At 53.3% G+C, this 12,321-nt stretch carries 12 protein-coding genes; 5 read left to right on the top strand and 7 right to left on the bottom strand.

All coding sequences use genetic code 11. The features are described from left to right. The first annotated feature begins 111 nt into the window (after window positions 1–111). The gene (locus ACM615_RS14440; RefSeq protein WP_112290355.1) at window positions 112–1,713 is read left to right on the top strand and encodes a PTS transporter subunit EIIC; all 1,602 of its coding nucleotides are present in this window, start codon (window positions 112–114) and stop codon (window positions 1,711–1,713) included. Window positions 1,714–1,719: 6 nt separating this feature from the next. On the opposite strand, the gene ACM615_RS14435 is transcribed toward ACM615_RS14440, so the two are convergent. Together ACM615_RS14435 and ACM615_RS14430 are read right to left on the bottom strand one after the other, a co-directional pair. Then, window positions 1,720–2,460, bottom strand: coding sequence for a GntR family transcriptional regulator (locus tag ACM615_RS14435; RefSeq protein WP_431012075.1), 741 nt, complete (start codon window positions 2,458–2,460; stop codon window positions 1,720–1,722). Between the two features lie 174 nt (window positions 2,461–2,634). Further along, window positions 2,635–4,389 carry an ABC transporter ATP-binding protein/permease gene (locus ACM615_RS14430; RefSeq protein WP_129638908.1) on the bottom strand — a complete coding sequence of 585 codons (1,755 nt, stop codon included), beginning with the start codon at window positions 4,387–4,389 and terminating at the stop codon, window positions 2,635–2,637. Between the two features lie 129 nt (window positions 4,390–4,518). Between ACM615_RS14430 and ACM615_RS14425 the strand changes: the two genes are divergently transcribed. Next, on the top strand, window positions 4,519–5,235 hold the full coding sequence (locus ACM615_RS14425; protein WP_113877577.1) for a tetratricopeptide repeat protein: 717 nt from the start codon (window positions 4,519–4,521) through the stop codon (window positions 5,233–5,235). A gap of 26 nt (window positions 5,236–5,261) precedes the next feature. Here the strand turns inward: ACM615_RS14425 and ACM615_RS14420 are convergent, their stop codons facing one another. From ACM615_RS14420 to ACM615_RS14405, 4 genes are all read right to left on the bottom strand, one after another. After that, window positions 5,262–5,558 carry a HigA family addiction module antitoxin gene (locus ACM615_RS14420; protein WP_112291957.1) on the bottom strand — a complete coding sequence of 99 codons (297 nt, stop codon included), beginning with the start codon at window positions 5,556–5,558 and terminating at the stop codon, window positions 5,262–5,264. Beyond that, window positions 5,558–5,836 (bottom strand): type II toxin-antitoxin system RelE/ParE family toxin, encoded by a 279-nt coding sequence (locus ACM615_RS14415; protein ID WP_112291959.1) that lies wholly within the window; start codon window positions 5,834–5,836, stop codon window positions 5,558–5,560. Before ACM615_RS14415 ends, ACM615_RS14420 begins: the two co-directional genes overlap by 1 nt. 117 nt (window positions 5,837–5,953) lie before the next feature. Continuing rightward, a complete protein-coding gene (locus ACM615_RS14410) occupies window positions 5,954–6,286 on the bottom strand; it encodes a DUF805 domain-containing protein (protein WP_132967298.1) in 333 nt (110 codons plus the stop codon). Window positions 6,287–6,567: 281 nt separating this feature from the next. Continuing rightward, window positions 6,568–7,437: an MBL fold metallo-hydrolase gene (locus ACM615_RS14405; protein ID WP_129638912.1), complete on the bottom strand. Its 870-nt coding sequence runs from the start codon at window positions 7,435–7,437 to the stop codon at window positions 6,568–6,570. Between the two features lie 115 nt (window positions 7,438–7,552). Here ACM615_RS14405 and ACM615_RS14400 point away from each other — a divergent pair, with 115 nt between their 5' ends. Beyond that, entirely contained in the window at window positions 7,553–8,470 is a 918-nt protein-coding gene (locus ACM615_RS14400) for a LysR family transcriptional regulator (RefSeq protein ID WP_120163080.1), read from the top strand. Window positions 8,471–8,689: 219 nt separating this feature from the next. Then, window positions 8,690–9,853 (top strand): MFS transporter, encoded by a 1,164-nt coding sequence (locus ACM615_RS14395; protein ID WP_112291965.1) that lies wholly within the window; start codon window positions 8,690–8,692, stop codon window positions 9,851–9,853. 65 nt (window positions 9,854–9,918) lie between these two features. On the opposite strand, the gene ACM615_RS14390 is transcribed toward ACM615_RS14395, so the two are convergent. Beyond that, complete coding sequence (locus tag ACM615_RS14390; RefSeq protein ID WP_129638913.1) at window positions 9,919–10,878, bottom strand: LysR family transcriptional regulator; 960 nt, start codon at window positions 10,876–10,878, stop codon at window positions 9,919–9,921. A gap of 133 nt (window positions 10,879–11,011) precedes the next feature. Between ACM615_RS14390 and lysA the strand changes: the two genes are divergently transcribed. Next, a complete protein-coding gene (gene lysA, locus ACM615_RS14385; RefSeq protein WP_113877583.1) occupies window positions 11,012–12,271 on the top strand; it encodes a diaminopimelate decarboxylase in 1,260 nt (419 codons plus the stop codon). Window positions 12,272–12,321 lie beyond the last annotated feature (50 nt).

The following is a 12,321-nucleotide window of genomic DNA, read 5'->3' as shown; positions in this document are numbered from 1 at the left end:
CAAAACTGTGATCCCTTTCATACTCCTGACTGCTATGTCTATACAACTATACATTCTGTGACTTAACTCAATTAACGGCTTATTTTTAGCCAGCTAACTGAGGGACGACAGATGATAAAACTTGGCAGCAAGGTGCATGATCTGGGCAAGGCCCTGATGACGCCTATCTCGGTGATTGCCGCCGCCGGGATTTTCTTAGGTCTGGCGGCGGCGTTGCAGAATCCTGCCGTCACCGGTGAAGCCTTCACGCAGATGAAAACCCTGCAACTGGTGATTGGGTTTATTCGCCAGGTATCCGGCGCATTGTTCGCCAATCTTCCGCTATTTTTTGCCGTCGCCACTGCGATGGGTCTGGCCAATGCAGAGAAAGCCACAGCGGCTTTTTCCGCAGTGATCGGCTTTGTCGGGTTGCACGTCGGTGTTAACTACAGCCTGCTGGCGCAGGGGATTACGCCGGAAACCATTACGGTCGCCAAACTCATGGCCAAAGGCATGACCGAAAGCGATGCGATGATTTACGCTGCCGAGTTCACCAATACGCTGGGGATTTTCACCTACAACATGAGCGTGCTGGGCGGGGTGCTGGTCGGCTTAATCACCATGTGGCTGCACAATCGCTTTTATACGATTGTGTTGCCGACGGCGATCGCGTTTTTTGGCGGACGCCGTTTCGTGCCGATCATCACCATTTTGGTGCTGCCGATTGTCGGCGTGCTGATGTCGCTGATCTGGCCAACGATTGCCATGGGGATCCAGTGGATCGGTGAACTGATCGGGCGCACCGGTGAGATCGGCACCTTTATCTATGCCACGTCGGAGCGTTTGCTGATCCCGACCGGTTTGCATCACATCATCAACGAAACCGTACGTTTCACACCAATTGGCGGCGTGACGACGGTGGATAATCAGAGCATTGTCGGCGCGCTGAATATCTTTAATGCCGCGCTGGCTAATCCCGGCATGATCCCCGATGCGGTGACGCAGCAGGCGACGCGTTTCCTGGCGCAGGGGAAAATTCCGGTGATGATGTTTGGTTTACCGGCGGCGGCGCTGGCGATGTATCACTGCGCCAGACCGGAGCATAAAGGCCGTGTAAAAGCGCTGATGCTGGCGGGCGGACTGGCTTCGTTTACCACCGGGATCACTGAGCCGCTGGAGTTCTGCTTCATCTTCGTTTCGCCGGTACTGTATATCCTGCACGCCGTGCTGACCGGTCTGTCATTTGTGCTGATGCAGATGCTGCATGTGATGATCGGTAACGTACAGGGCGGGGCGATCGACTTCCTGATCTTCGGTGTTCTCGGTGGCAGTAAAACGCACTGGTGGTATCCGCTGATCCTCGGGATCATCTACGCGCCGGTTTACTACTTCAGTTTCCGCTGGGTTATCTTGCGGATGCAGATCAAAACGCCGGGGCGCGAGGATGAAAACGATGCTGAAGAACGCGCGAAGCCTGCGCAGGGAACCGGCGAGAAAACCAAAAATATCATTATCGGACTGGGCGGCGAGGGGAATATTACGGCGGTCGATTGCTGCTTTACCCGTCTGCGCGTGAAGGTCAAAGACATGGCGCAGGTGCAGGACGGGACGCTAATGAAAACCGGCGCGGCAGGCGTCAAACGCATCACCGACACGGACGTGCATGTGATTTATGGCCCGCAGGTTGAGCAGGTGGCTAATCTGGTGAAGGCTGAGTTGTCGGGCATTGCCTGACGGCGGCTAACTTTTGACTTTGGCATGGACGCTGAAGGCATAGTTTTTCTGGTTGTAATACACATCAGACACCTCAAACAGCGTGTCGTCGGTGAATGAGACAATGGCATGAGAATGCAGAACCGGCTGGTCGCGTGACAAATTCAGCGCGAGGCGGATTTCGTTAGAGGGCAGTTCGGCGGAAATCAGTTTGGTGCTGCCTGCTGGCTGAAAACCTTTGGAACGGATATAGGCATATTTTGAAGATGTCATGGCGGCACGCGTGATGTCCGGGAAGCGGTCGCACAGCATCCAGCACTGTTCATAGACGAAGGGTTCATCGCCTAATAAACGCAGGCGGATCATAAAATAAACTTCCGTACCGTCCGGGATATTCAGCTCGCGGGCGATGTCTTCACTGGCTGGCATGCGCCGAAATTCCAGCACCTGATTTTCAATCCGCTGATTATTTTCCTGGGCGACTTCACTGGCGGTGAGATGGCGGTCAAGCGGCAGGATGATTTTCTGCTGCTCAGCCGGTTCGACCACAAAGTTACCGCGGCCACGAAAACGCGCCACACGGCCCTGACGCACCAGATAATCGACGGCTTTTCGTGCGGTCATGCGTGACACTCCGTAGATTTCGCAGAGCGCCGCTTCGGTCGGGATGGAGTCGCCCGGTTTGATTTCACCCGCGCTGATTTTTTCGGTCAGTTGCTGCTCAATTTGCAGGTAAAGCGGGGTGAATGAGTTCTTATCTATTTTCATTAAGCCTGACCTCCGGTTCTTCACTTAAGAATAATTGTATAGTTAGCTATACAAATGAGCTAACCGCATTGCTGATATTCTGTTCAAAATGGGTTTCAGCACACAAAAAAGAAAGGTTGCTGATATCAGCAACCTTTGTTCGTTTTCAGCCACTTCGCAGTGGCGTCTCAGGCGTTACTCAGGCAGCAGTGCGCTGGAGGTAAATCCACACGGACCGTTTTCCTGATTTTTGAACCGCCAGCAATGCTGATGGTATTTCGCCACGGTATTACGGTGCGCCACACTGATAACCGATGTCTGCGGCAACTCGCTGAGCAGGAGAGAGTAAACCTGTTGCTCGGTTTCGTCATCCAGCGCGCTGGTCGCTTCGTCGAGGAACAGCGTATCCGGCTGGATCAGCAGGGCGCGGGCGAATGACAACCGCTGTTGTTCACCCGGCGACAGGCGCTGGCTCCAGTTGGCGTAATCATCGAGGATTTCAACCGAGGCCAGATGCGGCAGGCGGCATTGTTCCAGAACCTGTTGCAGGCGTTCATCGGTATATTCGCGGCTGGCGTCAGGGTAACTCAGCGCATCACGCAAGGTACCAATCGGGATATAACTGCGCTGCGGCAGGAACAGATAACGCTTCCCTTCCGCCAGCGCGATATTGCCTGAACCGTAAGGCCAGATACCGGCGATGGCGCGCAGCAGGGTCGATTTACCACAACCAGAAGGACCGGCAATCAGCACGCGCTCACCCGGCTTCATTGATGCGGAAACATCACAGAACAGCGGATTACCGTTCGGCAGATTCAGTGTCAGCTTGTCGAGTTGCAGGGCATGTTCGCTGCTCTGGCCGACTTTGATCCCACGTGGTTGCGCATTCACCTGATCGATAGCGGCATTGAAACCGGCAAGACGGTTAACCGTCGCTTTCCAGTTGGCCAGATCGGTGAAGGCATCGATAAACCAGGATAACGCGCCCTGTACCTGACCGAACGCAGAGGCGATTTGCATCAGCGCACCCATCTGAATGGCACCGGCGAAATAGCGCGGCGAGGCCACCAGAATCGGGAAGATATTGGCAAACTGCGCATAAAAGTTGGTCGCGACGTTCAGGCGACGGGTGACGCGCATGATTGACCACCAGTTGGTTTTGATGGATTCAAACTTGCCCGTCAGCTGGTCGTGCTCGTTTTTCTCACCGTGATACAGGGCAATCGCATCGCTGTTTTCGCGGATACGGATCAGGCCAAAACGGAAGTTTGCCTCGAACCATTCCTGATTAAACCCGAGTTTTACCAGCGGCTTACCGATATACCAGATAATGAAGGAGCCCACAGCGGCATAAAGCAGCGCGAACCACAGCATGTAGCCCGGAATTTCAAAGTGATGCCCTGCCAGCATGAAGTTCAGCGGACCACTGATCGACCACAAAATAAACACGAACGAGAACAGCGTCACCACGCTCGACAGCAGCCCGAGCACCAGAGAAAGTGTCCCGCTGGTCAGGGCATTCAGGTCATCTGAAATACGCTGATCGGGGTTATCCACCTGATGCTGATACTCCGTGTAATAATAGGCGTGATTGGTCAGCCACTTCTCCATATACTCTTCGGTCATCCAGCGCCGCCAGCTCATTTGCAGGCCTTGCGTCAGATAAACCCGGTAGATGGCAATCACGATAAACAGCAGCGCCAGCCAGGTAAATTTCCACAGCTGGGCTTTGAAAACCGGATAGTTTCTGTTTTGCAGCGCGTCATAGAAAACGCGGTTCCATTCGTTAAACTGCACGCTGAGGTACACGCCAGCCAGCGAAAGGATGATGATAGTGGTCAACATGCCCCAGGCTCGCCACTTTTCTTCCGAACGCCAGTAAGGCTTAATTAACTGCCAGACGGCGCCCCATTGCGCCGATTTCCCAGGTTTTTTAGTCATAATAGCCATGTGTAATCGATATGTTGTGAAGCCAATCATCCCAGAATGAGTGTCTCAGTGCGATAGGGCAATGAACCACTTGTAAGGATGTTTTTCCAGCACGAAGCTCTGTAGACCACAAAAGTAGAAGGATGTTTGATGAAAGTCGCAGTGAATTTACTGCTGGTGGCAGGATGTTTTGCCAGTGTTCAGGCGTTTGCTCAGATTGATGAACCTGATATTGATGCTGATTGCGTAAAAGCAGGCATTTATGCTGCTGCCGGAAAAGTCGCGTATCAGCAGGGCGACATGGGCAAAGCGCGGGAAATTTTCCGCAATCAGGTCGCATGGAGCGAGTTTTGCCACAAGCCGCAGGATCAGATTGCGACGGCTTACAACAACATCGCGCTGACCTACATTAAGCAGGGCGATTATCTGAAAGCCAAAGCCTGGCTGATGCTGGCGCCTGCTGACAAAAAATCACAATACAACCTGGGTCTGATCCAGCCGAAACTCGCTGCAATGCCACAGGCACAAAGTCCGGCGGGCATTTACTGGCAATATGCCGGTTTTGGCAGCTGGAATATCCTGGAAGTGAAAGGCGAAGAAGCGCAGTTCAAAATCGATTTCAGCGGCTTATACATGGGACAGATGTCGTTGTACTACGGCCCGAATACCGGCGAGTTTTCGGTGGTGACGGCAATCAAAGACAATCACGCGATTTACCACGAAGTCGACGATGCCTCTGCCGGTGGCGGCGAGTGCAGCGTAGACATGAATTTCGACCCGCAGAACGTGAAACTGCATACCACCGGTGACTGCGGTTTCGGCCATAACGTTCAGGCCGAAGGCGGATTTGTACGGGTGACGCAGTAAGTTTTGCTCATTATAACTAACCCGCCTCAGGCGGGTTTTAATGTCATCGCCAGCCGGTGTAATCCGCTGACATCAACAGTTTGTTCCGCAATCCATAAACTACGATTTGCCTGCAGTTTAAGCCAGTATTCGGCCGAACTGCCTAATACTGCTGCCAGTTTCACTGCCATTTCCGGCGTTACTGCCATTTTCCCGCTCACAATACGCTGCGCAGTAGAAGGGGCAATTTGCAGGGCACGGGAAAATTCACGCACGCTGACATTCAGTTCTTCAAGCGTTTCTGCAATCAGTTCGCCGGGATGAGGGGGGTTATGCATGTTCATCAGTGATAATCCTCGTAATTGACGATATAAGCATTTCCATCAATAAATTCAAAGGTAAGACGCCAGTTGCCAGAAACCGTTATTGACCATTCTCCCTTACGGGAACCCTGCAGGGAATGTAACAGATAGCCGGGCCGGTCAATGTCATTTATAACCTGTGCTGCGTGAAGCGTGGCAAGTCTGAGCCTGAGTTTCTTAGCATGTTCAGCGTTGATCCCGGCAGTCGAACCGGATGTGAAAAATCGACTCAGGCCTTTGTGTTTGAAATCCTTAATCATTGGATGCATCCTGCGTGTTGCGCCTTACGCAACAGTATAAAGGGTGTTGCGTAAGGCGCAACACCCTTTATCATAAATGGATGATTTATTGCACCTGGCGCAAGATATCTTGAGGGTCTACGCCTGTGGCTCAACCACATAAGGGCCGAAGCAGTTATCCTCTGGATCGCTTTGGAAGAACATCAGGATCAGATTGAAGACCGGACACAGCACCCACCAGCCGCTGTATCCTGCATCGTGATTACGACGTACGGCTAATGACAGGCTGGGAAGGAAAATGAATAATGAGTAAAGCAAAGACGTTAAATATTCATCACCAAACATCATGGCAATAATGCTCACGCCAATTGAAATAAGAATATTGAATAACACGAACCACCAATATTCTCTGCGCCGGGCGCGACCAGAAAAATTAGCGTAGTTTTTTAATGCCTTTAAATACCAGTTCATAATAATCCTTTATTAATTAGATAAGGTTCATCCTCTGACGGAATAGCAGAAGATGTTGACCTTTTTTGGTGGGGCGGCAGGATTTTATTATGCTGTTTTTTACTATTCAATGATTTATTAATGCATTGAGAGTGAAGGGGAAAGTGATGGCAAGTTTTTTTAGAAAGTTAATTTATAACTGTATGATTTTACTTGATGCTCAGTTTCTCAGATTTCTTAAAATAAAATAACGGCAGAATATTCTCTGCCGTCGTAATACATCCGTTATTCGTTATCTATATTTATTGCGGCCACTTCATTTCGCCCTTCAATACTTTCGCGCTCAGTTCTAATGACGAATCATCTTTAAGCTGCGGATAATGTTTTTTCATCGCAGTGATAAGCGCCGCGGAATCTTTCGCTTTTGGTAATTCTTTTTCCAGTGTCAGCAGGTACTGGCGGGTGAATTTCACCGATTCCAGCGTTTTTGGCGCACCTGGCAGGAAATGTCCCGGCACCACGACGTCCGGTTTCAGGCCGGTGATTTCATCCAGTGCTTCCACCCACTGTTTACGCGATGTCGGCGTCTGCGTATCTGCGGTCCAGACGTGCATGTTGTCGCCATTTACCAGCACGCCACCGACCACCGCTTTTAATGACGGGATCCACACGAACGTACGTTCTGTATCTACGCCCTGAATTTCAAATTTATGGCCTTCGAGCGTGAATTCATTGCCCTTCAGCGGCTCTGGCGTAGTGACGGATTTTGGCGCGTTGTCCTTCAGTTGTGGCCCCCAGAATGCGACTTTGCCGTCTTTAGTCGCATTGATCTGATTCACCGTTGCCTGCGTGGCTATCACTTTCGCTTGCGGGAACGCGGCACGGATCACGTCCAGCCCGAAGTAGAAATCAGGATCTGACTGGCTGATGTACACGGTGGTCAGTTTCTTGCCGGTCGCTTTAATCATCTCCACCAGCTTTTCAGCGTCATTGCGCTGGAACTGCGCGTCGATCAGTACCGCTTCTTTTTCGCCGGTGATGATTTCAGAGGACACCGGGAAAATGCTGTTTTCACCCGGGTTATACACCTCCATTTTCAGCGCGCTGGCGGCGTGAGCGGAAAGGCTGCTGCCCAGCAGGGCGGCGATCAGAGTCAGATGTTTCAGTTGCATGGGGTTTCCTCAGGGGCATTTATAATCACATTCAGTAAGACTCTACTGTACGTTGCATAATCCGCGGGAAAAACCGGATAATGCGCAACTGTTTGTTGCATAAACCGGACGAATCATGGACAGAATTACCGCTGCACAAGTGTTTGTTGCCATCGTTGAACGGGGAAGCATGATCAATGCTGCCGAGTCGCTAAATATGTCGCGGGCGATGGTGACGCGTTATCTGTCGGAGATGGAAAAGTGGTCGGGCGCGCGCCTGCTGCACCGTTCTACCCGCAAACTCAGCCTGACGGATGCGGGTGAAAATACGCTGGCGCGTTGCCGGAAAATGTTGTCGGTGGCGGCGGAAATGGCAAGCGTCGCGGACACCGGCGATGAAGCGCTGCGCGGTTTGCTGCGCCTGAGTTGTTCACAATCGTTCGGGCAGGGCGCGGTGGTGATTGCGGTCACCGAGTTTTTGCGGCGACACCCGCAGGTCAGTATCGATCTTCAGCTGGAAAGCCGGGCGATCAATCTGGTCGAAGACCGTATCGATCTGGCGCTGCGTATTACTAACGATCTGGATCCGAATCTGATCGCCCGGCCGCTGGCGCTGTGTCCTTCCGTGGTGTGCGCATCGCCGGCTTATCTCGCCGCGCAGGGCACGCCGCAACATCCGCAGGATCTGGCGGTGCATAATTGTCTGACGTACACGTATTTCGGCAAAAGCCTGTGGCAATTTGAACGGCAGGGCGAGCAGGTGGCGATCCCGGTGAGCGGCAATCTTAGCGCCAATGAATCGCTGGTACTGCTGACCGGCGCGGTGGAAGGCGCGGGGATTGTCATGCAGCCTTATTACTCGGCAGCGCCGCTGATTGCCAGCGGGCAACTGGTTCCGTTACTTGAACAGTGGCAGCCTCAGGAAATGGGGATTTATGCGATTTATGCATCACGACGGCAAATGCCAAAGGCGTTGCGTGCGCTGCTCGATTTTCTGGTGGAGTGGTTTAAAGGGAATCCGCGCTGGATTTCGCTGAAAGAAGAAAAGCGCTGAGCTGACGGGGGAAATAAATCACTGGAATCGGTTCCTTTTGCGCTTTCGCCGCACTTTCTGCAATGTATTGTTATGTAAAGATTAATCCTCAAAACGGATGTTTCTCAGGCAGCAAGGGCACAGACTGCGTCTGGTCAAAAGTGTGATCAACGTGGTATTTAAGCCAGTCCGGTGTCATACCGGAGCCTTTACTCATAACTAAAAATATCCGGAGTTTTTATGCCTGTCGCACTCCTGGCACTGGCGCTCAGCGCGTTTGCCATCGGTACCACCGAATTTGTCATTATGGGGCTGCTCCCCAACGTGGCGGGGGATCTGAATGTCAGTATTCCTTCTGCAGGCTGGTTAATCAGCGGATACGCACTGGGCGTGGCGATCGGCGCGCCGATCATGGCCGTACTGACGGCAAAACTGCCGCGCAAGAAAACCCTGCTGCTGCTGATGAGCATCTTTATTATTGGCAACGTAATGTGTGCGCTTTCCTATAGCTACGGTTTCCTGATGCTGTCGCGTGTCATTACCGCGCTGTGTCACGGTGCCTTCTTCGGGATTGGCGCGGTAGTGGCGGCAAGTCTGGTGGCACCTAACCGCCGTGCTTCAGCGGTGGCGCTGATGTTTACCGGCCTGACGCTGGCTAACGTGCTGGGTGTTCCGCTCGGTACCGCGCTCGGGCAGGCTTTCGGCTGGCGTTCAACATTCTGGGTAGTGGCCGTGATTGGTGTGGCGTCGCTGTTTGCGCTGTATAAAAAGCTGCCGGATAAGAAAGAAGAAGAACCGACCGATCTGCGCAAGGAAATCCGTGCGCTGGGCAGCCTTGGTTTGTGGCTGTCGCTGTCGATCACCATTTTCTTTGCGGCGGCGATGTTTGCGCTGTTTACCTATATCGCGCCGATCCTGACGCAAATCACCGGCGTATCTGAGCACGGCGTCAGCTGGACGCTGCTGCTGATTGGCCTCGGTCTGACCATCGGTAACGTGCTGGGCGGACGTCTGGCCGACTGGCGTCTGGGCATCTCGCTGACCATGACGTTCCTGATGATCGCCATATTCTCCGTGCTGTTCAGCTACACCAGCGTGCATCTGGTGGCCGCCGAAATCACGCTGTTTATCTGGGCGATGGTAAACTTTGCTGCGGTGCCGGCGCTCCAGGTTAACGTCGTGACTTACGGTAAAAATGCGCCGAATCTGGTTTCCACGCTGAACATTGCCGCCTTTAACGTCGGCAACGCGCTGGGCGCGTGGGTTGGCGGTGCGGTCATTGAACGCGGAATGGGGCTGAGCACCGTGCCGCTGGCGGCGGGCGGACTGGGCGCCATCGGCTTCGTGCTGTGTGTGATCACTTTCCGCCGTGCGGCGAAGAAAGCGGAAAAAGCCGTCGCGTAACTCAGTACATTGAGAAGATAAAAGGCCACGCGGAAAATATCCGGCGTGGCCTTTTTTGTTTTTGTTCAGCGAGTCAGCGCGGCTTCAAGGCGATCGGCAAAGCGTTGCGCCTGCTGATGGCAGTGTTCGATAAATGTGTCTACCAGTGCGGAAGCGGGACGGTGCAGCGGGCGGATCAGGCTGACGGTGAAGGGTACGGCAATGCTGAATTCCCGTAATACGACGCCGTTCTCGCTGTTTTTAACAGAGCCGCTCTTGCTGTTTTTAACAGAATAGTCCAGCGCGGTCAGCGGATTGACAATCGACACGCCCGCGCCTTCGCGCACCATGCTGCACACCGACGCCGCACTGTGGGTTTCCATCACCAGTCGTCGCGTAACCTGTTGTTCCGTAAATAAAGTATCCAGCAGTTGCCGGTAACTGTCAGTCGCCGACAGGCTGATATAATTCAGGCCGTTGAAATCTTGTGGTGTGAGTCGTGATTTTTCAGCCAGAGGATGTCCGGCAGGCAGTACGCACACTTCGTTCAGCGTCAGCAGCGTCTGACGCTCGGTTCCGGCAGGCGTCTGGGTATTTTCCGTCAGCCCTAAATCATGGCGCTGCGCAGACAGCCATTCTTCAAGCAGCGGCGATTCCTGCGGCACAATATTGAAACTGACGTCAGGGTAACGGTCGAGGAACGGTTTACACACCGCAGGCAGCAGTGACTGACTGAACACCGGCAGGCAGGCGATTGAGAGCTGTGCCTGCTCGAACTGGCGGATCCCTTCCGCCGCGCTGATGATCCTGTCCAGCCCGTAATACGAGCGCTGCACTTCCTCAAACAGCCGCAGACCCTGAACGGTAGGATATAAACGCCCGCGCAGGCGTTCGAATAATTGCAAATTCAGCAGCTTTTCGCAGCGTGCCAGTTCGCGGCTGACTGTCGGCTGTGAGGTATTGAGCAGCGCGGCAGCTTCAGTCAGATTGCCGGTGGTCATTACCGCATGAAAAATTTCGATATGGCGCAGGGAAATCGCAGGCATGGTTTATCCGGTAAACGGCGTGATTTATCCATATCATAAATGAATAGACTGGCCTGAAATAGATATTTTATCGCCAGATTGTTACGCGGCATACTGAGGGAAATATGACTGAATTCACCTGACGGAAAATCTTATGCCACGCGCCCTGAACGATATGTCTACCGCGCTTAATGCCGCGAACTTACTGGCTCTGCCGCAACAATTTGGCTGCCCTGTGTGGGCGTATGATGCGGAGATTATTAAAGCGCGCATCGCGCAGTTGCGTCAGTTTGACGTCGTCCGTTTTGCACAAAAAGCCTGTTCCAACATTCATATTCTGCGTCTGATGCGCGAGCAGGGCGTGAAGGTCGATTCTGTTTCGCTGGGCGAGATTGAACGTGCGCTGGTGGCCGGTTTTATTCCGGGCCGCGAAGACAGTGAGATTGTGTTCACCGCAGACGTGCTGGATCAGCCGACGCTGGAACGCGTGACGGCGCTGGATATTCCGGTGAACGCTGGTTCCATCGACATGCTCAGTCAGATTGGTCAGCATAAAGCCGGGCATCCGGTGTGGCTGCGCGTCAATCCGGGCTTCGGTCACGGACACAGCCAGAAAACCAACACCGGCGGTGAAAACAGCAAACACGGGATCTGGTATGCCGATTTGCCACAGGCGCTGGCAGAAATCGCCCGTTACGGCCTGAAACTGGTGGGTATTCATATGCATATCGGTTCCGGCGTGGATTACGGCCATCTTGAGCAGGTTTGCGATGCGATGGTGCGTCAGGTGATTGAAACCGGACAAGATATTGAAGCGATTTCAGCCGGTGGTGGTCTGTCGATCCCGTATCATTTTGAAGAAGAATCCATTGATACCGGCCACTATTTTGGCCTGTGGAACCGGGCGCGTGAGCAAATCGCTGCGCATCTGGGGCACGAGATTAAACTGGAGATCGAGCCGGGGCGTTTCCTGGTGGCAGAATCCGGCGTGCTGGTGGCGCAAATCCGTGCGGTGAAAGACATGGGCAGCCGTCACTTTGTGCTGTGTGATGCAGGTTTTAACGACCTGATGCGTCCGGCGATGTACGGCAGCTATCACCATATTTCGCTGTTACCGGCCGATGGCCGCGAGGTGAGCGGACAACCGCTGACGGATTCCGTGATCGCCGGTCCTTTGTGCGAATCCGGTGACGTGTTTACCCAGCAGGCAGGCGGCGGAGTGGAAACCTTCCCGCTGCCGCCGGTACACATCGGCGATTATCTGGTGTTCCACGATACCGGCGCGTACGGCGCATCGATGTCATCGAACTACAACACCCGTCCTCTGCTGCCGGAAGTGTTATTTGAGAATGGCGTGCCGCGGTTGATTCGTCGCAGGCAGACGGTGGAAGAGTTAATTGCTCTGGAATTGTAGTCCCTGCTCCTGAATGTGAGAGGGAATTTGCTCTGCTCCTCCCCCTGCGA

It is taken from the genome of Rahnella sp. PAMC25617 (genome assembly GCF_050606005.1).
In the GTDB taxonomy this organism is placed as follows: Bacteria; Pseudomonadota; Gammaproteobacteria; order Enterobacterales; family Enterobacteriaceae; genus Rahnella; species Rahnella variigena.
Note: the sequence above shows the minus strand (reverse complement) of the source record. Positions and strands in the feature narration are given on the sequence as shown.

Excerpts from the sequence above, each read along its gene's own strand:
- ACM615_RS14410 (WP_132967298.1), bottom strand. The coding sequence starts at position 6,286 with ATGAACTGGTATTTAAAGGCATTAAAAAACTACGCTAATTTTTCTGGT.
- ACM615_RS14440 (WP_112290355.1), top strand. The coding sequence starts at position 112 with ATGATAAAACTTGGCAGCAAGGTGCATGATCTGGGCAAGGCCCTGATG.
- ACM615_RS14395 (WP_112291965.1), top strand. The coding sequence starts at position 8,690 with ATGCCTGTCGCACTCCTGGCACTGGCGCTCAGCGCGTTTGCCATCGGT.
- ACM615_RS14425 (WP_113877577.1), top strand. The coding sequence starts at position 4,519 with ATGAAAGTCGCAGTGAATTTACTGCTGGTGGCAGGATGTTTTGCCAGT.
- ACM615_RS14435 (WP_431012075.1), bottom strand. The coding sequence starts at position 2,460 with ATGAAAATAGATAAGAACTCATTCACCCCGCTTTACCTGCAAATTGAG.
- ACM615_RS14400 (WP_120163080.1), top strand. The coding sequence starts at position 7,553 with ATGGACAGAATTACCGCTGCACAAGTGTTTGTTGCCATCGTTGAACGG.
- ACM615_RS14420 (WP_112291957.1), bottom strand. The coding sequence starts at position 5,558 with ATGAACATGCATAACCCCCCTCATCCCGGCGAACTGATTGCAGAAACG.
- ACM615_RS14430 (WP_129638908.1), bottom strand. The coding sequence starts at position 4,389 with ATGGCTATTATGACTAAAAAACCTGGGAAATCGGCGCAATGGGGCGCC.
- ACM615_RS14405 (WP_129638912.1), bottom strand. The coding sequence starts at position 7,437 with ATGCAACTGAAACATCTGACTCTGATCGCCGCCCTGCTGGGCAGCAGC.
- ACM615_RS14415 (WP_112291959.1), bottom strand. The coding sequence starts at position 5,836 with ATGATTAAGGATTTCAAACACAAAGGCCTGAGTCGATTTTTCACATCC.
- lysA (WP_113877583.1), top strand. The coding sequence starts at position 11,012 with ATGCCACGCGCCCTGAACGATATGTCTACCGCGCTTAATGCCGCGAAC.
- ACM615_RS14390 (WP_129638913.1), bottom strand. The coding sequence starts at position 10,878 with ATGCCTGCGATTTCCCTGCGCCATATCGAAATTTTTCATGCGGTAATG.